This is a genomic window from Burkholderia metallica, assembly GCF_902832845.1.
GTDB classification, from domain to species: domain Bacteria; phylum Pseudomonadota; class Gammaproteobacteria; order Burkholderiales; family Burkholderiaceae; genus Burkholderia; species Burkholderia metallica.
Map to the genome: position 1 here is coordinate 452,821 of NZ_CADFDB010000002.1, position 18,618 is coordinate 471,438.

The 18,618-nt window shown below is 64.6% G+C and carries 17 protein-coding genes; 7 read left to right on the plus strand and 10 right to left on the minus strand.

Translation table 11 applies throughout. The annotated features are described in order from the left end of the window. Nucleotides 1–26: 26 nt before the first annotated feature. The 6 genes from HWX08_RS09370 to HWX08_RS09395 all read right to left on the minus strand — a co-directional run bounded on the left by HWX08_RS09370 (nucleotide 27) and on the right by HWX08_RS09395 (nucleotide 6,272). Complete coding sequence (locus tag HWX08_RS09370; RefSeq protein ID WP_174921386.1) at nucleotides 27–1,007, minus strand: DUF1852 domain-containing protein; 981 nt, start codon at nucleotides 1,005–1,007, stop codon at nucleotides 27–29. A gap of 729 nt (nucleotides 1,008–1,736) precedes the next feature. Continuing rightward, complete coding sequence (locus HWX08_RS09375) at nucleotides 1,737–2,354, minus strand: epoxyqueuosine reductase QueH (protein ID WP_244122697.1); 618 nt, start codon at nucleotides 2,352–2,354, stop codon at nucleotides 1,737–1,739. Between the two features lie 57 nt (nucleotides 2,355–2,411). Then, entirely contained in the window at nucleotides 2,412–3,578 is a 1,167-nt protein-coding gene (locus HWX08_RS09380) for a porin (protein WP_069258636.1), read from the minus strand. A 144-nt stretch (nucleotides 3,579–3,722) separates the two neighbouring features. Then, entirely contained in the window at nucleotides 3,723–4,145 is a 423-nt protein-coding gene (locus HWX08_RS09385; RefSeq protein ID WP_174921387.1) for a cupin domain-containing protein, read from the minus strand. A 306-nt stretch (nucleotides 4,146–4,451) separates the two neighbouring features. After that, a complete protein-coding gene (locus HWX08_RS09390) occupies nucleotides 4,452–4,991 on the minus strand; it encodes a cytochrome b (protein ID WP_069258638.1) in 540 nt (179 codons plus the stop codon). A 357-nt stretch (nucleotides 4,992–5,348) separates the two neighbouring features. After that, nucleotides 5,349–6,272, minus strand: coding sequence for a LysR family transcriptional regulator (locus HWX08_RS09395; RefSeq protein ID WP_174921388.1), 924 nt, complete (start codon nucleotides 6,270–6,272; stop codon nucleotides 5,349–5,351). A 67-nt stretch (nucleotides 6,273–6,339) separates the two neighbouring features. Between HWX08_RS09395 and HWX08_RS09400 the strand changes: the two genes are divergently transcribed. Next, entirely contained in the window at nucleotides 6,340–6,957 is a 618-nt protein-coding gene (locus HWX08_RS09400) for a LysE family translocator (RefSeq protein ID WP_174921389.1), read from the plus strand. 36 nt (nucleotides 6,958–6,993) lie between these two features. Here HWX08_RS09400 and HWX08_RS09405 read toward each other — a convergent pair whose 3' ends face one another. Continuing rightward, entirely contained in the window at nucleotides 6,994–8,469 is a 1,476-nt protein-coding gene (locus HWX08_RS09405) for a coniferyl aldehyde dehydrogenase (RefSeq protein WP_174921390.1), read from the minus strand. A 99-nt stretch (nucleotides 8,470–8,568) separates the two neighbouring features. On the opposite strand from HWX08_RS09405, the gene HWX08_RS09410 reads away from it, so the two are divergent. Together HWX08_RS09410 and HWX08_RS09415 are read left to right on the plus strand one after the other, a co-directional pair. Next, nucleotides 8,569–9,222: a TetR/AcrR family transcriptional regulator gene (locus HWX08_RS09410; RefSeq protein ID WP_174921391.1), complete on the plus strand. Its 654-nt coding sequence runs from the start codon at nucleotides 8,569–8,571 to the stop codon at nucleotides 9,220–9,222. Between the two features lie 130 nt (nucleotides 9,223–9,352). Further along, nucleotides 9,353–10,039, plus strand: a complete 687-nt coding sequence (locus tag HWX08_RS09415) for a type 1 glutamine amidotransferase domain-containing protein (protein ID WP_174921392.1) — start codon at nucleotides 9,353–9,355, stop codon at nucleotides 10,037–10,039. Nucleotides 10,040–10,183: 144 nt separating this feature from the next. Here HWX08_RS09415 and HWX08_RS09420 read toward each other — a convergent pair whose 3' ends face one another. Continuing rightward, a complete protein-coding gene (locus HWX08_RS09420) occupies nucleotides 10,184–11,428 on the minus strand; it encodes a saccharopine dehydrogenase family protein (protein WP_174921393.1) in 1,245 nt (414 codons plus the stop codon). 43 nt (nucleotides 11,429–11,471) lie between these two features. Next, complete coding sequence (locus HWX08_RS09425; protein WP_174921394.1) at nucleotides 11,472–12,389, minus strand: acetoacetate decarboxylase family protein; 918 nt, start codon at nucleotides 12,387–12,389, stop codon at nucleotides 11,472–11,474. Nucleotides 12,390–12,730: 341 nt separating this feature from the next. Here HWX08_RS09425 and HWX08_RS09430 point away from each other — a divergent pair, with 341 nt between their 5' ends. Further along, on the plus strand, nucleotides 12,731–13,438 hold the full coding sequence (locus HWX08_RS09430) for an Imm50 family immunity protein (RefSeq protein WP_174921395.1): 708 nt from the start codon (nucleotides 12,731–12,733) through the stop codon (nucleotides 13,436–13,438). A gap of 124 nt (nucleotides 13,439–13,562) precedes the next feature. After that, a complete protein-coding gene (locus HWX08_RS09435) occupies nucleotides 13,563–13,976 on the plus strand; it encodes a DUF3224 domain-containing protein (protein ID WP_174921396.1) in 414 nt (137 codons plus the stop codon). A 193-nt stretch (nucleotides 13,977–14,169) separates the two neighbouring features. Here HWX08_RS09435 and HWX08_RS09440 read toward each other — a convergent pair whose 3' ends face one another. Then, nucleotides 14,170–15,408 (minus strand): SfnB family sulfur acquisition oxidoreductase, encoded by a 1,239-nt coding sequence (locus tag HWX08_RS09440; protein WP_174921397.1) that lies wholly within the window; start codon nucleotides 15,406–15,408, stop codon nucleotides 14,170–14,172. 292 nt (nucleotides 15,409–15,700) lie between these two features. Between HWX08_RS09440 and HWX08_RS09445 the strand changes: the two genes are divergently transcribed. Next, nucleotides 15,701–16,972, plus strand: coding sequence for an acyl-CoA dehydrogenase family protein (locus tag HWX08_RS09445; RefSeq protein WP_174921398.1), 1,272 nt, complete (start codon nucleotides 15,701–15,703; stop codon nucleotides 16,970–16,972). Continuing rightward, a complete protein-coding gene (locus tag HWX08_RS09450; RefSeq protein ID WP_174921399.1) occupies nucleotides 16,969–18,363 on the plus strand; it encodes an LLM class flavin-dependent oxidoreductase in 1,395 nt (464 codons plus the stop codon). The genes HWX08_RS09445 and HWX08_RS09450 overlap by 4 nt, the downstream gene beginning before the upstream one ends. Nucleotides 18,364–18,618: the final 255 nt, after the last annotated feature.

The following is an 18,618-nucleotide window of genomic DNA, read 5'->3' on the forward strand; positions in this document are numbered from 1 at the left end:
GATAGATGACCTTGTACTCTTATTGATCAAAGCGCGTAATTGGCGGACCACTGTTCAAGAACGGCCCGGTAAGGCTTGATGAAATGCGCCTCGACGAACCTTCCCTGCTCGACGGCCAGCCGGCTGCGTTCTTCCCGATCGTAAACAATTCGGGTCAGCGAATAGTCCTGATGATTCAGGCTTGGCCGATAGCATTTCCCCGCTGCCGAATTCGCGTTGTAAATCTCGGGCCGGTAAATTTTCTGGAACGTATCCATCGTGCTGATGGTGCCGATAAGCTCGAGATCGCTGTAATCAGCGAGCAAATCGCCGGAAAAATAAAAGGCCAGAGGCGCAACGCTATTCGGCGGCATGAAATAGCGAACCTTCAACCCCATTTTCCGGAAATATTCGTCGGTCAGCGAGTATTCGTCCTGCTCGTATTCAATACCCAGCACCGGATGCTGATTCGCGGTCCGGTGATACCGCTTGCTGCTCGACACACTCAGGCAAATAACGGGCGGCTTCTTGAAGTTGGCCTTGTAGGCGCTGGAGTTCACGAAGCACTTGAACAGCTTCCCGTGCAGATCGCCGAAGTTCTCCGGCGTGCTGAACTCGGGCTGATTCCTGGTGTGCTCCAGCAGCAGCACGCTGAAGTCGTAATCCCGCACGTAAGAAGAAAAATTGTTCCCGACGATGCCGTCGATCAGCTCGCCGGTTTTTCGATCGACGATATTCGTTTTCAATACCTCGATCAAGGGAAGGGCACTGCTGCCTTCACCATCGATACTCATTTCGACGGAAATGATTTCAAGTTTGACGGCATAACGATCGCCTTCAGGATTATCCCAATGCGCCAACGCATTGAAACGATTGTCGATCATCCTGAACGTGTTCCGAAGATTCTCCCGACGACTCGCCCCTCTCGCCAAATTGGCAAAATTGGTCGTGATACGCGTACTGTCCGACGGACGATAATCTTCATCGAAGCTGATACGCTTGATGGAAAATGTAAAATCTTTGCTCATTATGATCTGACACCCTGATTTCAGAGAGAAAGCCAGAATTCATTTCTTGACTTTTCAATGCACCCCGATTTTATTTCCGACCTTTCCGCAGAAATTTTTACGATATCGGCATTCAAGGCAAAATTTTATGTCGATCGATCGATGAATAAAAGTGAAATAATCTCATCCATCCATTAATCATGTTCATGGATCGATGCGTGTGGCCGGCCCGCTCCGTTCGCACCTCCGTCGTCCGGTGAAGGCCGCCACACGGCCATGCGACGCCTGATACCCGACGCTCGCGAGGCCACGCACATCGGGTTCCGGAGTCTTCGTTGCTGGCAGGGCCTGATCCCCGAAGCACACCGCCGCGCGGACAGCCCGGCGGCGAGGTCATGGCGCGAGCCTGACGAGCGCCTTGCGCGACAACGTGTGTTCGTTTGCTTCGGATCGAATTCCGCGGCGAACAGCGAAATGGGGCGTGCGTGAAAGAAACGTCTCTTACCGCGGTCAATGCGGGGATAACGAGCGACGAATGAAATGGCCGCAAGCGGCTTCGATCTCGATCTGATTCGCAGCCGAAAGACGCCCGGTTCGTTTTAGTGTCGCTTCCGGCGCGCCAGCGGAATGCCAATGGACTACGCCGCGGCGATCCAGCTCATGCCCCGGGCGGTACGCTGCGCGATCACGCGATGACCGAGCACGGCGTCTTCAAACCACTACGTGTTGATCCGGGAACGAACGGCGCGCTCAGGATTCGACTGAGGAATCGTCGTCGCCGTAAAACTTCACACCCAGCTGAATGCGTTCCCGGCCGCTTTCGACGCGATGCCGATTGGGGTCGCGCAGCGAGTAGACGCAGCCGCAATATTCCTGCTGGTAGAAGTTTTCCCGCTTGCTGATCTCGATCTTGCGCGCCGAGCCGCCGGCTTTGCGCCAGTTGTATTCCCAATACAGCATGTCCGGATAATGCGAAGCTGCGCGCACACCGCAATCGTTGATCTGCTGCATGTTCTTCCACCGCGAGATGCCCAATGAGCTGGTAATGACGGGGAAGCCATGTTCATGCGCATACAATGCCGTGCGCTCGAAACGCATATCGAAGCACATCATGCAGCGGATGCCGCGCTCCGGTTCGTTTTCCATTCCCTTGGCGCGTTCGAACCAGTTGTCGCGGTCGCAGTCGGCATCAATGAACGGAATACCGAACTTCTCCGTAAACCGGATATTTTCCTGCTTGCGGAGTTCGTATTCCTTCAGCGGATGGATATGCAGGTTGTAGAAGAAGATCGTGAAGTCGATGCCGACGCGCAGCGTGCCGCGCTCACCCTGGGCAAACTGCCGAGCGAGCGCGTGCGGTTCTTCCACCGGAATGCTTCGTTGCCGGAGTAATGTGTCCACCACTCCGGACTTCCGGGCCTGCGATCAGAACCCGTGATACATGCCGATGTTGACCTGAACCTGGTTGCCGCCCGATGCGGTGTTGCCGAAGTCGGCCGCCGACGCCTGCGCGCCCTGGGCATGAACGTAGGCCCCCATCGCGTACAGCGACGTGCTCTTCGACAGCGAATACGTCGCGCCCAGCGATACCTGGTTGATCGATGCCATCGTACGGCCTTCGGCGGCGAGTTTGGGCGTGGGCGCGGAACCGTAGACGTACGTATACCCGGTCGCCAGCGCCAGCGCCGGGGTGACCTGGTACTGCAGGAGCGCACCCAGCACGTTGAAATGGATCGACGGCTGGCCGTCGTTACCCTGGTATTGCGCGTTCGAATAACGCAAGCCGGCGGTATACGCGCCAATCTGGTATTGGGCAGCGACCTGCGCTATACCCGCGCTCTTGAACGCATTGCCGCCGTTGTAACCCGAACTCGGATAGCCCAGCGCACCACCGAAACTCGGTTGCGCGGTCGCGTTCGTCCACCCGTTCGCACCCTGGTTTGCCGCATGGAAGTAGCCGCCGGCGACCGTCAGGCCGCCTTGAGCGTAGTTCGCCGCCGCCGACCACGATTGCCCCGAACCCATCGCACCGGCGACGCCGCCGAACGAGTACGCGGCTTCGGCCTGGAAGCCGTGGATGATCGGCGAAATGTATTTCACCGCGCTGTTCTGGTTCGTCGTGTTGTCGTTGTTGTCCACGTCGCCCGGAGTCGAGAACGTCGACGCGGAAATGGCGTCGCCCGTCAGGCCCTGGACCATTTCCGTCACGGCGTCGAGCTGGCGCCCCATGCGCAGCGTACCGTACTGATCGGACGTGAGACCGACGTAGGCTTGCCGGTTGAACAGCGAACGCGTCGAACCGATCGGCCCCTGCCCGCCTATGCCGCCCGTGCCGATGTTGAAACCATTCTCGATCTTGAATTGAGCCTTGAGCCCGCCGCCGAGATCTTCCTGCCCCTTGAGACCCCACTTGTTCGAACCCGCGGCACCGCCATCGAGGCCGAACCGCTTGTGGCCGTTGATGTTCGAGGTATAACCGATGCCCGCATCGAGCATGCCATACAGGGTGACCGACGACTGTGCCATTGCGGCCGACGATGCCGCGAAAGCGGCAACAGCGATAACGCTGACGTTGATTTTTTTGTTTTTCATCTGTATTTCACTGTCGGGAGTGGTTTCGGGATTGTTTGAAACGGGTCTTGTTGTATTCGAAGGCAGATGACGGCGCACGGCATGGGCGTCGTCTCGGTCGCAACGGCCGGCGTCATATTCGACAAATCGACATAGTCAGTTCGATCATTTCGTCATCCTTAAAGTTTTATGCAGGGAAGCGCCACACTTCTCGACCTGTCCGGCATGTCTCCGATCAGAACAATCGCGGCATCCCTGCCCGGACGAATGCCGCCGCCTTGCTTCCGGTGTCACTCCAGCGATTCGGCCATGTGCCGAGTCATCTGTTTGCAGCACGAATACCTGATCTTCCAGATCCAGCAAAACCGCGCCGTCGATCACGCAAAGGAACTCGACCCCGTCGCATTCGTGATCCAGCCGATCAGACGAAGCCGCAAAGCCACAACGTTCGAGCGAATCACCGCGCGTGGCCCACCCCTTCTCCAATGGCATTTCGAAGAAGTACGGCACCGTCACGCTCGACGTTTGCACAATATCCGCGAGCGAGATCGGCGATGACGAAACCCGACCACGCTTCACCCGCGACAACAGGCGCCCCGGAAATACCGTCGGCCCTTGCAGACCGACCGGGCATCCGGCTCAGCCGCTGGCGAAATACGCGGATCTTTTCGCCGGGCGCCAACGCCATCGGGCCGTGCGTTGCGAGTGTTAAAAACCATATCAGGAACATAAATCGTCGTCAAAATTTGTTTGATATAAGTTAATCGCGTTTGATAACCTTGCGCTTTACCGGGATTTCCCTGATGGAAATGAGCGGCAAAACAAAGCACTCGCGCGATCTGTCTCGCCGCGCCGATGCGGCGACGGCAGACGACCTCCATCCTGACGTCGCGCTCAAATCCCCATCCGCTCCGCGACACCGTCTCGGTCGACGAATTTGTGTTTCAGTCCGGCCGCGATGTGCATCGCCAGTAGCAGGCCCAGCGTCAGCACCAACGCGCGATGCAGCGTATCGGTCAGCAGCCGCAACGGTTCGTCTCGACCGACCAGCATCGGCAATTGCGCGATTCCGAAGAAGCTGACCGGATGGGCGCCGGCGAGGCGGTGCACGTAGCCGGTCAGCGGCACGAGGATCAGCAGCAGGTACAGCGCGCCGTGCAATACGCCGGCGATCCGCGCCTGCCATGCCGGAACGCTGGCCGGCAACGGCGGCGGCGTATGCGTCACCCGCCACACGACGCGCGGCACGGTCAGCATGAAGATCAGGCTGCCGATCGACGCGTGATAAAACAGCACACTGTTGAACTGCGACGAGTTGTGCGGAAACGTATCCATGTAGATTCCGATCGACAGGTTCGACAGGATCAGGATGGCGATCGACCAGTGCATGGCGATCGCGAAGCGCGCATAGGCGGCGTGATTGGGGTGTGACATGGCGGCCTCTCCGGTACGGTTGGGTGTCGTTCACCTGAACGTTCGATATGCAGAACGTCGCGATGCCTGAAATACCCGAGCCGACCGGGATTTATTCCCGCAGTACGCATCGGTCGCCATTCGTTTTTCACGGAAGGCAACTGATATCCCGCGCTCGCCCGCTTGCCCCGGATTTCGCCGGGCCGTCCATCTTCACGCGGCAACCGTCTTTATCGCGGACGCGGCGGGCAAAACTTTCGCACCTGATTCGCCACACCGGCGACGGTGATCACGGCGGCCTGCGCGGATACCGTGCACATGTCGACCTTGGCCACGACACGCCAACAGAAACCGCCGCCGCGCATCCCACACGCCCCATCAAACCACCGCCCGCAACCACCCCAGCACATCCGCCTGCGCACTGCCCGCCGCCACCGGTTCCGGCGTCAGCAAGCTGTAAAGCGAACCGTCCTCGACGAACCCCATCGGCGCGACCAGCACACCGCTTTCAACATCGTCGCGAACGAGATGCCACGGCCCGATGGCGACACCGAGCCCCGCGACCGCCGCCTGCAAACTGAAATAGAAATGATCGAACATCTGCCCGCGTCCGCGCGGAGCCGGCTGATTCGCCGCCGCTGCCCATTCCTTCCACGCGGCCGGCCGTGTCCGCGTATGCAGATGCGGCACGTCCGCCTTCAGCGCGCGAATCCCGCGACGCGCGGAAAACCACACATCGACCTTGTCCGGCCGGCAAACCGGCCCCACCTGCTCCGCGAACAGAGGCGCCGCGTGATAACCCGCCGGCCACGCAAAGTCATTGCGCCGAATCGCCATGTCGATCCCGCTGTCGAACGAAAACGGCCCGCCCGCCGCGGCCAGGTGAATGTCGACGCCCGCATGCCGCGCCTGAAAATCCGGCCAGCGCGGAATCAGCCAGCGCATCAGCAGCGTCGGCTCGCACGACAGCACCCAGCGCCGCGCCAGCGCCGCCTCGGTGCGCAATTCCTGTGCGGCGTCACGTATCAGCCCCAGCCCGTCGTGAACCGCCTGCGCCAGCTTGCGGCCCGCATCGGTCAGGAAGACACGACGGCTGCGCCGCTGAAACAGCGCGACGCCCAGGTCGTCCTCGAGCAAACGCACCGCCCGACTCACCGCGCCATGCGTCAGGCACAGCTCGTCGGCGGCGCGGCTGAAGTTCTCGTGACGCGCTGCTGCCTCGAAGCAACGCAGCGCCATCAGCGACGGCAGGGTCGTGCGAACGGGTTGTGAGCCTAACTCACCATTCTGGTCAGAAATCATCGCTTTTCCCGACGAAACATGACCCATAAGATTGCGCCATCAACTGACCAATCGCAAGGACGACACGATGACCGAACTGATAGTTGTAGTCACCATCACGCTGCTTGCCGTGATCAGCCCGGGCCCGGACTTCGCGATGGTCACGCGCAACAGCCTGATGCTGTCGCGCCGGTCGGGCGTGCTCACCGCGCTGGGTATCGGGCTGGGCGTGACGGTTCACGTGAGCTACACGCTGCTGGGCGTCGGCCTGCTGATCCGCGAGTCGCTGTGGCTCTTCAACGCCGTCAAACTGATCGGCGCGGTCTACCTGATCTACCTCGGCATGAAGATGCTGATGACGAAGCCCGGCAGCGGGCAGGCCGACGCACCGGCCGCGCCGCTATCCGACCTGGCCGCGCTGCGCACCGGTTTCCTGACCAATGCGCTGAACCCGAAGACCACGGTGTTCATCGTCAGCCTGTTCATGCAGGCCGTGCGGCCCGACACGCCGTTGATCGTGCAGCTCGGCTACGGCGCGTTCATCGCCGTCGCGCACGCCGGCTGGTTCAGCCTGGTGGCGCTGTGCTTCTCCGCGACGGCCGTGCGCGATCGCCTGCTGTCGCTGCGGCACTGGATCGACCGCACCTTCGGGTGCCTGCTCGTGGGCTTCGGCATCGCGCTTGCGATCGTGCGCGGCGCGCGCTGATTCAGGCCGCGCGCCGCCCCGCAACCCGAATCCGGCTCAGCGCCTGGCGCTCAACCCCGCGCGCACGCCCGCCGGTTCGCGGCTGCGCCCGAGCAGCGCCGTCAGCGACAGGTCAGCGAGCTTGCCGAACGGCGCGCGCAGCAGGCTCGGCAGGTTCCAGCGCCCCAGCGCGAACACGCCCTTCGCGTGGCTCATCGCGCGGAATCCCTCGATGCCGTGATACGCACCCATCCCGCTCGGCCCGACACCGCCGAACGGCAAGTCTTCCTGCGCGACATGCAGCAGCGTGTTGTTGATGCCGACGTTGCCCGACGTGGTGCGCCTGAGCAACGATTCGCAGTCGCCGTCCTGCGCGCCGAAGTAATACAGCGCAAGCGGACGCGGACGCGCATTCACGTAGTCGACGACCTCGTCGATCGTGCGATACGTGCGCACCGGCAGGATCGGCCCGAAGATCTCTTCCTGCATGACGGTCGTATCGTCGCCAGCCCCGACGATCAGCGTGGGCGCGAGCGTGCGCTTGCGGGTGGCCGCCTGCCGCGGGTTCACGCCCGCCTCGATCACGCGCGCGCCCTTGCCGCGCGCTTCGTCGACGAGATTTTTCAGGCGGTCGAAGTGCCGGTCGCTGACGATGGACGTGTAGTCGGGGCTGGTCGGCCCGCCCGGATAGAAGCGCGCCACGGCCGCATCGTATTGCGCGATGAACGCGTCCAGGTCGTCTTCGTGCACCAGCGCATAGTCGGGTGCGACACAGGTCTGCCCGGCGTTCGACAGCTTGCCGAACACGATGCTCGACATCGTCCGGCCGTTCACGTGCCCCCTCGCGACGATCGCCGGGCTCTTGCCGCCGAGTTCAAGCGTTACCGGCACCAGATTGTCGCTGGCCGCCTTCATGACCTTGCGGCCTACCTGCGTGCTGCCGGTAAACAACAGATGGTCGAACGGCAATCCGCTGAATGCGGCGCCGACTTCCGGGCCGCCGAGCACGACCGCGACTTCTTCGTTCGGGAAAGTCTCCGCGAGCATCCGGCGCATCACCTCGCTCGTGCGCGGCGTCAGTTCCGACGGCTTGAGCATCGCGCGGTTGCCGGCGGCCAGCGCGGTGGCGAGCGGAATGAACGTGAGCGAGAACGGGTAATTCCACGGCGCCATCACGCCGACGACACCGAGCGGCTGGTATTCGACGTGCGCGTGCCCGGCCCGATAGAAAATCCCGACGTGCCGGCGCTGCGGCTTCATGAAGCGGCGCAGGTTGCGCGTCAGGTAGTCGATCGACTGGATCACGCCGACCAGCTCCATGATCGCGGTCTCGTGCCGCGAACGATGCCCGAAATCGGCGCTGACGGCCGCTTCCACTTCGCTGCGATACGCGAGCACCGCGGCACGCAGCCGCGCGAGCCGGGCCTTGCGCTGCTGCAAACTCGGCGGCCCCTCGCTGACGAATGCGTTGCGCTGGCGGGCCAGCAATGCCGCCGGGTCGGCGCTCGAGCTGGATTCTGCGGAAACGGCCATGGTGCACCTCACGAGGTTGCGCTGATGTAGACACTGTCAACTTGCATGAAGCGGATCATAGGACCACAATGTGTTCCCTGTCAACATTGGAGCAACACGATGTCGTCGGAAGTAGAGGCGGACGCCGGGCAAAAGGCTTATCACCACGGGGATCTGCGTCGCGCGATCATCGAAACGGCGCTCGACACGCTGCAGGAGCAACAGGGCTGGCAGTTCACGCTGCGCGAGATCGCGCGGCGGGCGAACGTCAGCCACTCGGCGCCGTACCGGCATTTCCCGGACAAGGCCGCGTTGCTGCACGAGCTCGCGCTGATCGGCTTCGATCGCCTGCACGACGCGCTCGTCGCGTCCATCGATCCCGCGGCCGGCGCGCCGGACGTGCTGCACGCCCTTGCGTACGCGCACCTCGCGTTCGGGCAGCGCAACCCGGATCTCTATCGACTGATGTTTGCCGCCGATGCCGGCGAACCCACGGACATCCATCTCGATCCGCGCGTGCAGGCGCCTTTCCAGCTGGTCGTCGAGATCCTGGAACGCGGCCAGCGCGCCGGCACGATCCGCCCGCGTCCGGCGCTCGGCCAGGCGACCGCCTGCTGGGCGCATCTGCATGGCCTCACGATGCTCGCGATCGACGGGCGGCTGGTGCGCGAGAAGGTCGGCGATCACGCGATCGAGGATGCGCTGACCACCTTGCTCGACGGCCTCGTTCAGCCCGCCGCCCCCGCGCGGTCGGCGAAAGCGAAAAGGTCTTGACCTTCAACTGAGCTTAAAGGTTATGGTTTGCGTCGGCAGCGTATCGAGGCCAGGGTATGGAAACTGCCCTCCGACAATCCGGGGGTGCGTCGACGACGCCCGCCCGTGGCCGATAAAAGGACACCGCATCATGAGCAAACGCATCCTTCACGTGGTGAGTAACGTCGCGCACTACGCCGATCCGTCGCAGCCGACGGGCCTGTGGCTGTCCGAACTGACGCACGCCCATCACATCTTCGCGGCGCAAGGCTATGAGCAGCGGCTCGTGAGCCCGAAGGGCGGCGTGTCGCCGCTGGAGCCGCGCTCGCTCAAATGGCCGCATGTCGACGCCGCCGCGAAAGCGTGGCATGCCGACGAGGCCAATGCGGCGCTGCTCGCCCACACCGCGCGCCCCGACGAGATCGATCCGGCCGATTTCGATGCGATCTACTTCACCGGCGGCCATGCGGTGATGTGGGATTACCCGGACGATGGGGGGCTGCAGCGGCTCACGCGCGAGATCTACGAGCACGGCGGCATCGTGTCGTCGGTCTGCCACGGCTACTGCGGACTGCTGAACACGACGCTGTCGGACGGCTCGCTGCTGGTGGCCGGACGCCGGATCACCGGCTACTCGTGGGTGGAGGAAATCCTGGCCGGCGTCGCGAAGAAAGTGCCCTACAACGCCGAGCAGCTGATGCAGCAGCGCGGCGCGCGCTACGAAAAGGCGCTGCTGCCGTTCACGTCGAACGTCGTCGTCGACGGCCGCCTCGTGACCGGCCAGAATCCGCAATCGGCGAAGGCGACCGCCGAGCAGGTCGTCGCGCTGCTGACGTGACGCGCCGGCGCGCGGCCGTCAGGCTCGGGGCGACCGGCCGCGCAACACCCGCTTCCGGCATCCCTCAATATTGATTCGCAATCCGATATTTACCGGCTTCCTGTCGAATGACGAGTAACGAGTAACGAGTAACGGCACGCGCGCTCAGATCACCTCGAAACGCAACCCCGCGTGACGAACCAGCCGCTCGATGTAGCGCGCGTCGAACATCGTCGCGGGCGTCCAGAAGCCGCCGCCGCGACCGGTCTTCACGCCGTCGTCCGCGCAATCCAGTGCGAGGCTGATCGCGGCCTGGCCGAGCATCTTGCCGGTGGAACCGTAGCCCGGGTCGCGGTCGCCGGTGACTTTCACGCGCAACGTGCGCCCGTCGTCGGCGCGGCCGAAGAATCGCAGGTCGTAGCGGCCGGCCAGTTGCGCCGCCGGGCTCGGCCCCTCGCCGGGCTTCGGCAGCAGGAAGCGCTCCATCAGGCTGCGCACCGGCTTGACGAGCACGCCGACCATGAACGCGCCGAGGCCGGCCACCATCGTCACCGCGGTCAGGCGGCCCTTCAGGCCCGCGCCCGTCATCACCGCTTCGTCATACGTGAAGCGGCTGCCGTACGCGTTGCCGGCCAGCGCGTTGGAGCGATGCACGACGCGCTCGTTGATCGCCGCCATCACGAACGGCGCGATCCACGCATCGAAGTCGCGATCGAATTCGGCGGATCGCACCGCATGCTGGCGTACCGTGAAGCCGTGCCCCTTCGGGCACAGCGCATAAGGATCGAGCAGTGCGCGGCGCAGGGCGGGATCGGCCGCCGCTTCCCGAACGACGTTGATCACGCTCGCCACCGTGCCGCCCGACGCGCCGCCCTTCAGCGTTCTGACGCGCATCTTCACCTGCGCGGCCGGTGCGCCCCACTGCTGCCGCGCCTGTTGCTGCAGGAAGAACACGCCCATGTCCGACGGCACCGAATCGAAGCCGCAGCAATGGACGATTCGCGCACCGGATTGCCGGGCCGCCGGCTCGTACTTGTCGATCATCCGCTTGATCCACTGCGTCTCGCCGGTGAGGTCGCAGTAGTCGGTGCCGGTTTCCGCGCAGATCCTCACCAGCGGCTCCCCGTAAAGCGCATACGGGCCGACGGTGGACACGACCACGCGCGTCTGCGCGCAGAGCGCCCGCAGCTGTGCGTCGTCGGCCGCGTCCGCCACGATGATCGGCACGGCCTGCCCGGCCGCGCCCAGCGACTCCCTGACCTGCCGGAGCTTCGCTTCGGACCGCCCGGCGATGGCCCAGCGCAGCGTCTCGCCGGCACCCGACAGGTACTCGCACAGGTAGCGGGCCAGGATCTGCCCGACGAAACTGGTGGCGCCAAATACGACGAGATCGTGGGTCGGCCGGTTCATGAGCGATTCCTCGGGCATGGGCGTAGCGCGGATATGCGTGGTGTCAGCGTTGCTTTGCGGGTTCATCGAACGCCTTCAAAGGGGTCGGCAGGTTCAGGACCAGCTGCGCGTCCTTCACCACGTCGAGACGCAGGATGGTGGACGCGCCGAGCCCGTCGAGCAACTGGCTCAGCGGGCCGCCGTGGCGCACGAGCTCGACGTTGCGCGGGAACAGGCGCTGGGCGAACGATAGCGTATTCGTCTGCACCGATGTCTGATGCCATTCGCCGTCGATGCGATTGATCATCGTCGATGTGCCCATGTGCGACTGCGATGCAACATCGGTCAGCCCGGGCATCGGCACGCTCAGGCTCAGGTCGGGCCGGCCGTCCGGGCCCGCGATGCGGGCGCGCGCGGTGGCGCCGAGGTGCACGTCGATATCGGCGAGCCACTTGGGCAACTGATAACCGTGCACGCCGCGCACCCGCGCGATTTCCGTGGTAACGGGCAGCGCCAGCACGTGCGCGAAGAAGCTGCGGCGCCGCATCGAATCGATCAACTCGAAAGCGTGCGACCCGGTCGCGCCGGGCCGGCGGATCACCACCGCGACCGACACTTCGTCATACGGATCGTTGTCGCAGACCGAATACGAGAAGAAGGTCAGCGCGACCAGCCCGTATCCGGGAAACGCGCGCAGCGGTTCGAGCGGCGCCGGCAACGTGGCCCGCAGACGTTCGAGCGGCGCCAGGAACAGCAGCTGGATGCTGCTGGAACGGTAGTAGAAATTCGGCGCCCAGGTCGGGCCGACCCTCGACACGACCTGACGCTTCGGAATCCGACGGAAAAAATCGATGTTTCCCGCCGCGGGATCGCGCGCCACTTCGTCAAGATCGGGATTCATCCGGAACCGGTCGTAGTACCCGCCTTCGGGCACGCCGACCTGGTGGGGACCGAATTCGACCTGTGTCAACCGCCTGTCCATGCTCGTCGCCTCTCGTCGATGATCGACCGTGGCAGGCCACACCCGAAGCCCGCTGACTCACAGTCGTCTGCCGACACTCTAAGATTGAAGTCAACTTAAAGGTCAAGGCGCGAAATAGAGGGGTGAATCGGATTGCGTTCGCATTCGCCATCGCCGCCGATCACCGCCTCGATCCGCCATCAGCAAGCGATTGACAGCCGCCGGCCAACGGCCGACAGTTCCGGCATTGCTGCTCGAACGTGCTGAACGGAATGCCGGGCCTCGGCTGCCATGAACGCGAATGGCACCTACGGCCCACACGGCGCCGATGAACTGCCAGCCAACGATACCGAGAGAACAACATGCAGCTTCAGTCAAACTACCCCAACACGTTCAGGTACGTTCGGCAGAATGCGCGCCGGCTGCCGTACGACATCGGCTACTACCTGACCCCGCGTTCCGACGGGACGATCATCGTCGGTTACGAGATCGTGCAGGCATCGCACAACGGTCGCCTCGGCTGTGGCGCGACCACGCTCGATTTCCGGGGCGCGCTCGAAGAAGCGGAACGGTACTTGATCAGGAAGCTCGAAACGATGGTCGAGGATTTGCCGGAGTCGTGGGAATCGGATCGATACAGAAACCGCAAGGAGACGGACGAGAGCGCGGTCGGGCATGCATGGCTGATACGCAGCGTCTTCGGTTACTGGCCGACGTTTCACGATGCCGAGGTGCTGGCCCTCGCGCTGCGCCGGGTCAACGCGAACGGTGGCTGGCGTACCGACATGGAACTCACGATCCGTCACGAGGGGCAAGACAATCCGGCATGGAGCGGGCCGCAAACGCCTTGCCGGATTACGTTCCGGTTCGAGGCGGTGGAGGGAAGCGAGTTCACGACCGAAAACGTCACTTACCCGTCATGGATTTACGATCTACGGTTTTCTCACTGCGACGATGGTCGCATCCAGATCGACCTGAATCCTTCAACCGGCTTCGATATCCTGCTCTACTGCCGAGCCGCGACCGTGATCCGTATCGAGCCGGGCGCATCGGACGACAGCGGTATCTGAAAGCGGCGCCGTCGAGAAAGCACTGCAACCGATCGCGACGAATCATCGCCAGACGCGACGCGGCGATGTTTTTGAACCCGGTTGGCTTATAGTGCGGAATGCCGATTCGACGAGGAGCGCTGCCATGACACGGCTGGCCAATGGTCCGTTTGAAGTGAAGCTGAATCCGGAATCCCTGAGTACCGTCGCCGAGCAATCCGGGCTCGGCCGCATGTCGCTGGACAAGCACTATCACGGCGACCTCGAAGCCGTCAGTCAGGGCGAGATGCTTGCGTTTCGAAGCAGCGTCCAGGGCTCGGCGGGCTACGTGGCGATGGAAACCGTGCAAGGCGCGCTGGACGGCCGCCACGGCAGTTTCGTCCTGCAGCACAGTTCGACGATGACCCGCGGGCAACCGCAGCAGTCGATCACCGTCGTGCCCGATTCCGGCACGGGAGAATTGCTGGGGCTCGCCGGTTCGATGATCATCGACATCGACATCGACAACGGCCGGCATGCGTACCGCTTCGACTACACGCTGCCCGACTCGCCTGGGTAATGCGATTCACGGGAATGCGGCTGCTCGATGGCGTCGCCACGCACGCGCCGTGACACCTACGCAACGCCCGATCCCCGGCACGCTTGCTTCGACGGCACGATCAGGTTCGCCCATGATCGCGTGAATGCGTTCGACTACGGCACGGCGACGCGCTCACCCGTCGCCGTGCCGCAACGCCCGAATCGCCACGCGCTCAATTCCACGCATGACGCGCGGGCCGCACACCATTCAGGTAATAGTTGCCGACGAGGTGATATTTCCAGCGCACCGGATCGTGCAGCGTATGCGTGCGTGCATTGCGCCAGTGCCGGTCGAGGTTGTGCTCGGCCAGCGTCGACTGCGTGCCCGCCAGCTCGAACAGCTTCTCGCCCGCCAGCAGCGCGACTTCGGTCGTCAGCACCTTCGCCTCGCCCACCACCACCGACGCACGCGCGACGTCGTCCTCGGTCACGTCGCCGCGTGCCGCGATCTCGTCGAGCGTGCGCGCCGCGCGCTCGAGCAGCGCCTCCGCTGCATGCAGCTGGATGTGCAGATGGCCGATTTCGCGAATCGTCAACGGATCGTCGGCCGCCCGCTCGACGCCGCTGTCGACCCACGGCCGCGTGCGCGTGCGCACGAACGCGAGCGTATCGTCGAGCGCGGCCCGCGCGATACCCGCGTCGATCGCGGCCTGGATGATCTGCGACAGCGGGCCGTTCAGCGTCGGCAGATCCGACACGCGCTGGGCCGGCAGCACGTGCGACGCGGGCACGCGCACGTTGTCGAGCACGACGGTGCCGCTCGCGGTGGTGCGCTGCCCGAAGCCCGACCAGTCGTCGATCACGGTCAGCCCCGGCGACGGCTGGCGAATATACGCGAGCCACGCGCGACGCTCGTCGTCGAGGCCGAGCACCGGCACGTAGTGCGCGAACAGCGCGCCGGTCGAATAGAACTTCGTGCCGTCGACGACGTAGTCGTCGCCGTCGCGCCGCACGCGCGTCTTCAGGTCGAGCACGTGCTTCGTGCCCTTCTCCGAAAAACCGTTGCCGAACCGCTTGCCGCTCAGCACTTCCGAGAAGAAATGGCGCTTTTGCGCGTCGGTGCCGGTCAGCGCGATCACGTCGACCAGCCCGAAATGATTCTGCGGCAACTGCCCGAGCGACGGATCGGCCGCCGCGACGATCTTCACCACCTCGGTCAGCGTCACGTGCGACACGCCGGCACCGCCGTACGCTTTCGGCACGGTGATGGCCCACAGCCCCGACTGCGAGAACCATTCGATCTCGTCACGCGGCAGCCGGCGCTCCCGGTCGCGCTCGGCCGCGCCTTGCGCGAGCCGCTGCGCAAGCGCATGCGCGGCCGCAATCGCCTGCGCGTCGTCGGCGATCACATGGGCCGCTTGCGATTGCGTATCGGCCGGCCGTTCCTGGATCGTGGCGCTCGTCGGTGACATCGGGCTCTCCTGCTGATTGTCGGAAACGTTCAATCTAGCAGCGCCCCGCACACCGGCAAACCGATCGATTCGCACAACGATATTCCCGCGAACGACAAGCGATGCGATGCGCCGCCCGGCGCGAACCGCGCGTCAACGGCGACATCGACGCCGCTGCATCGATGCAACACCACGTCGCCCGCGTAATGCGCGATCGCGATAACGATGTACGAATCCGTTATTGGATCGTCCGCGGCGCGCTTCCTATACTGGCCTGCCGGCATCGACGGCCCTGCCTTTCAAGGACTACCGCATGACTTCGTCTCCCGCAGTATCCGAACTTTCCATCGGCACCGACTACGACGCGCTGGCCCTCCGCTTCCGGCCGATCTTCGACCGCATCGCGGCCGGCACCGCGGAACGCGAACGCCGCCGCGAACTGCCGCACGACGCGATCGGCTGGCTGAAGGCCGCCGGCTTCGGCGCCGTGCGGCTGCCGGTACGCGACGGCGGCGCCGGCGCGTCGGTGCCGCAGCTGTTCCGGCTGCTGACCGAACTCGCGGCCGCCGATTCCAATCTGCCGCAGGCGTTGCGCGGGCACTTCGCGTTCGTCGAGGACTGGCTGAACGCACCGCCCGGCGCCGACCGCCAGACGTGGTTCGACCGTTTCGCGAGCGGCCAGCTCGTCGGCAATGCATGGACCGAAACCGGCGACGTGGCGCTCGGCCAGACCGTCACGCAGGTGTCGAACAAGAATGGCCGGCTCGTGCTGAACGGACGGAAGTTCTACAGCACCGGCAGCCTGTTCGCCGACTGGATCGACGTGTTCGCGCAACGCGCGGAAGACGGCGCCGACGTGATCGTCGCCGTCGCGACCGAGCAGCCCGGCGTGATCCGCGAGGACGACTGGGACGGCTTCGGCCAGACGACGACCGGCAGCGGCACCACGCGCTTCGAAGACGCGGCCGTCGACGCGCGCGACGTGATCGACTTCGCGCGACGCTTCAAGTATCAGACCGCGTTCTACCAGCTCTTCCACGTCGCGACGCTGGCCGGCATCGGCCACGCGATCGTGCGCGACGCGGGCGACCTGGTGCGCCGCCGCACCCGCGTCTATAGCCACGGCAACGCCCCGCGCGCGGCCGACGACGCGCAGTTGCAGCAGGTGATCGGCGAGATCGCATCGTGGGCCTATGCGGCCGACGCGCTCGCGCAGCGCGCCGCGCAGCCGCTGCAACGGGCGTACGAAACGCACTTCGGCGGCGACGCGGCGGCCGAGCACGAGGCGAACGTCGCGGCCGAGATCGAATCCGCTCAGAGCCAGCTCGTCGTGTCGGAACTCGTGCTGCGCGCGGCCACGCGCCTGTTCGACGCGCTCGGCGCGTCCGCGACCCGCAGCACGACGGCGCTCGACCGCCATTGGCGCAACGCGCGCACCGTGTCGTCGCACAATCCGCTCGTGTACAAGGCGCGCATCGTCGGCGACTGGGTCATCAACGGGCGCACGCCGCCGTTCGTGTGGCAGGTCGGCAACGGCTCGGGCACGGGTGCGGGCACGCAGGCGGAAACGGAGGCCGCGCGATGAGCAAGTCGATCCGCTTCAATGCGTTCGAGATGAACTGCGTGGGCCACCAGTCGCCCGGGCTGTGGGCCCATCCGCGCGACCGCTCGTGGCAGTACAAGGATCTCGACTACTGGACCGACCTCGCGCGCGTGCTCGAACGCGGGATCTTCGATGCGATCTTCATCGCGGACGTGATCGGCTATTACGACGTCTACAAGGGCAGCAACTACCACGCGTTGCACCAGGCCGCGCAGATCCCGGTCAACGATCCGCTGCAGCTCGCCGCGCCGATCGCTATGGCGACCGAGCATCTCGGCATCGGCATCACCGCGTCGACGACGTTCGAGCATCCGTACACGTTCGCGCGCCGGCTGTCGACCGCCGACCACCACACGAAGGGCCGGCTCGCATGGAACATCGTCACGTCGTACCTCGAAAGCGGCGCGAAGAACATCGGCGATCACGGCTTGCGCACGCACGACGACCGCTATGCGGTCGCGGCCGAATACGTCGAGGTGCTGTACAAGCTGTTCGAGGGTAGCTGGGAAGACGGCGCGGTGGTCCGCGATCGCGACGGCCGCGTGTTCACGCACCCGGAGAAGGTGCACGAGATCGGCCACAAGGGGCGCTTCTTCGACGTGCCCGGCTACCACCTGTGCGAGCCGTCGCCGCAGCGCACGCCGGTGTTGTTCCAGGCCGGCGCGTCCGGCCCCGGCAAGGCGTTCGCCGCGCAGCACGCGGAATGCGTGTTCGTCGCCGCGCCGACCCGCCCGCAGCTCGCGCGCTACGTGGCCGACGTGCGCGCGCAGGCCGCGGCCGCCGGGCGTGACGCGAGCAAGGTGCTGATCTACAACCTCGTCACCGTGATCGTCGACGAAACCGACGAGAAGGCGCAGGCGAAGTTCGACGAGTATCGCCAATACGTGTCGTACGACGGCTCGCTGGTGTTCATGTCCGGCTGGACCGGCATCGACTTCGGCCAGTACGCGCCGAACGATCCGGTCCGCCGTGTCGAAACGAATGCGATCGTGTCGGCAGTCGAACACCTGGCGGGTGGCGACACCGCGTGGACGATCGAGGCGCTGGCGGCCTGGGGCGGGATCGGCGGCATGGGCCCGGTTTTTGTCGGCTCGGCGGCAACCGTCGCGGACATCCTGCAGGAATGGGTCGCCGCCACCGACGTGGACGGCTTCAACCTCGCGTATGCGGTCGCGCACGAAACCTTCGAGGACGTCGTGCGTTATCTCGTCCCCGAACTGCAGCGCCGCGGCGTGTATCCGACCGGCTATGCGCCGGGCACGCTGCGCGAGAAACTGTTCGGCGGCTCGGCGCGGTTGCCCGACGAGCATCCTGCCGCGCAGTTCCGCGACATCGAGCAGGTCAAGCGCGCGGCCGAACGCGCGGCTGCCTGAGCGTCACGCAATCGCGGCGGTTGGCCGGCTCCCGTGCGGGCCGGCCGGCTTCGCGATCAACCGCAACCGGCGCGCCGGCACGCCGCCCAACCCTCTCCCGCCTCCAATTCGAAACGACGCTGCGCCGATGCGCGTTCTGCTGCCGCATGCTCGCGCATCGACTGCGCAAACCTTGCGGTTACACCAACGACAACGCGCGCGTCGAACGACGCGCGCGCTTTCCTTTCACACGATTCCGGATGACGACGGGCGATC

Bases quoted from the DNA above. Each gene is read 5' to 3' on its own strand.
- HWX08_RS09370 (WP_174921386.1), bottom strand. From the start codon at position 1,007: ATGAGCAAAGATTTTACATTTTCCATCAAGCGTATCAGCTTCGATGAA.
- HWX08_RS09380 (WP_069258636.1), bottom strand. From the start codon at position 3,578: ATGAAAAACAAAAAAATCAACGTCAGCGTTATCGCTGTTGCCGCTTTC.
- HWX08_RS09390 (WP_069258638.1), bottom strand. From the start codon at position 4,991: ATGTCACACCCCAATCACGCCGCCTATGCGCGCTTCGCGATCGCCATG.
- HWX08_RS09395 (WP_174921388.1), bottom strand. From the start codon at position 6,272: ATGATTTCTGACCAGAATGGTGAGTTAGGCTCACAACCCGTTCGCACG.
- HWX08_RS09400 (WP_174921389.1), top strand. From the start codon at position 6,340: ATGACCGAACTGATAGTTGTAGTCACCATCACGCTGCTTGCCGTGATC.
- HWX08_RS09405 (WP_174921390.1), bottom strand. From the start codon at position 8,469: ATGGCCGTTTCCGCAGAATCCAGCTCGAGCGCCGACCCGGCGGCATTG.
- HWX08_RS09410 (WP_174921391.1), top strand. From the start codon at position 8,569: ATGTCGTCGGAAGTAGAGGCGGACGCCGGGCAAAAGGCTTATCACCAC.
- HWX08_RS09415 (WP_174921392.1), top strand. From the start codon at position 9,353: ATGAGCAAACGCATCCTTCACGTGGTGAGTAACGTCGCGCACTACGCC.
- HWX08_RS09420 (WP_174921393.1), bottom strand. From the start codon at position 11,428: ATGAACCGGCCGACCCACGATCTCGTCGTATTTGGCGCCACCAGTTTC.
- HWX08_RS09425 (WP_174921394.1), bottom strand. From the start codon at position 12,389: ATGGACAGGCGGTTGACACAGGTCGAATTCGGTCCCCACCAGGTCGGC.
- HWX08_RS09430 (WP_174921395.1), top strand. From the start codon at position 12,731: ATGCAGCTTCAGTCAAACTACCCCAACACGTTCAGGTACGTTCGGCAG.
- HWX08_RS09435 (WP_174921396.1), top strand. From the start codon at position 13,563: ATGACACGGCTGGCCAATGGTCCGTTTGAAGTGAAGCTGAATCCGGAA.
- HWX08_RS09440 (WP_174921397.1), bottom strand. From the start codon at position 15,408: ATGTCACCGACGAGCGCCACGATCCAGGAACGGCCGGCCGATACGCAA.
- HWX08_RS09445 (WP_174921398.1), top strand. From the start codon at position 15,701: ATGACTTCGTCTCCCGCAGTATCCGAACTTTCCATCGGCACCGACTAC.
- HWX08_RS09450 (WP_174921399.1), top strand. From the start codon at position 16,969: ATGAGCAAGTCGATCCGCTTCAATGCGTTCGAGATGAACTGCGTGGGC.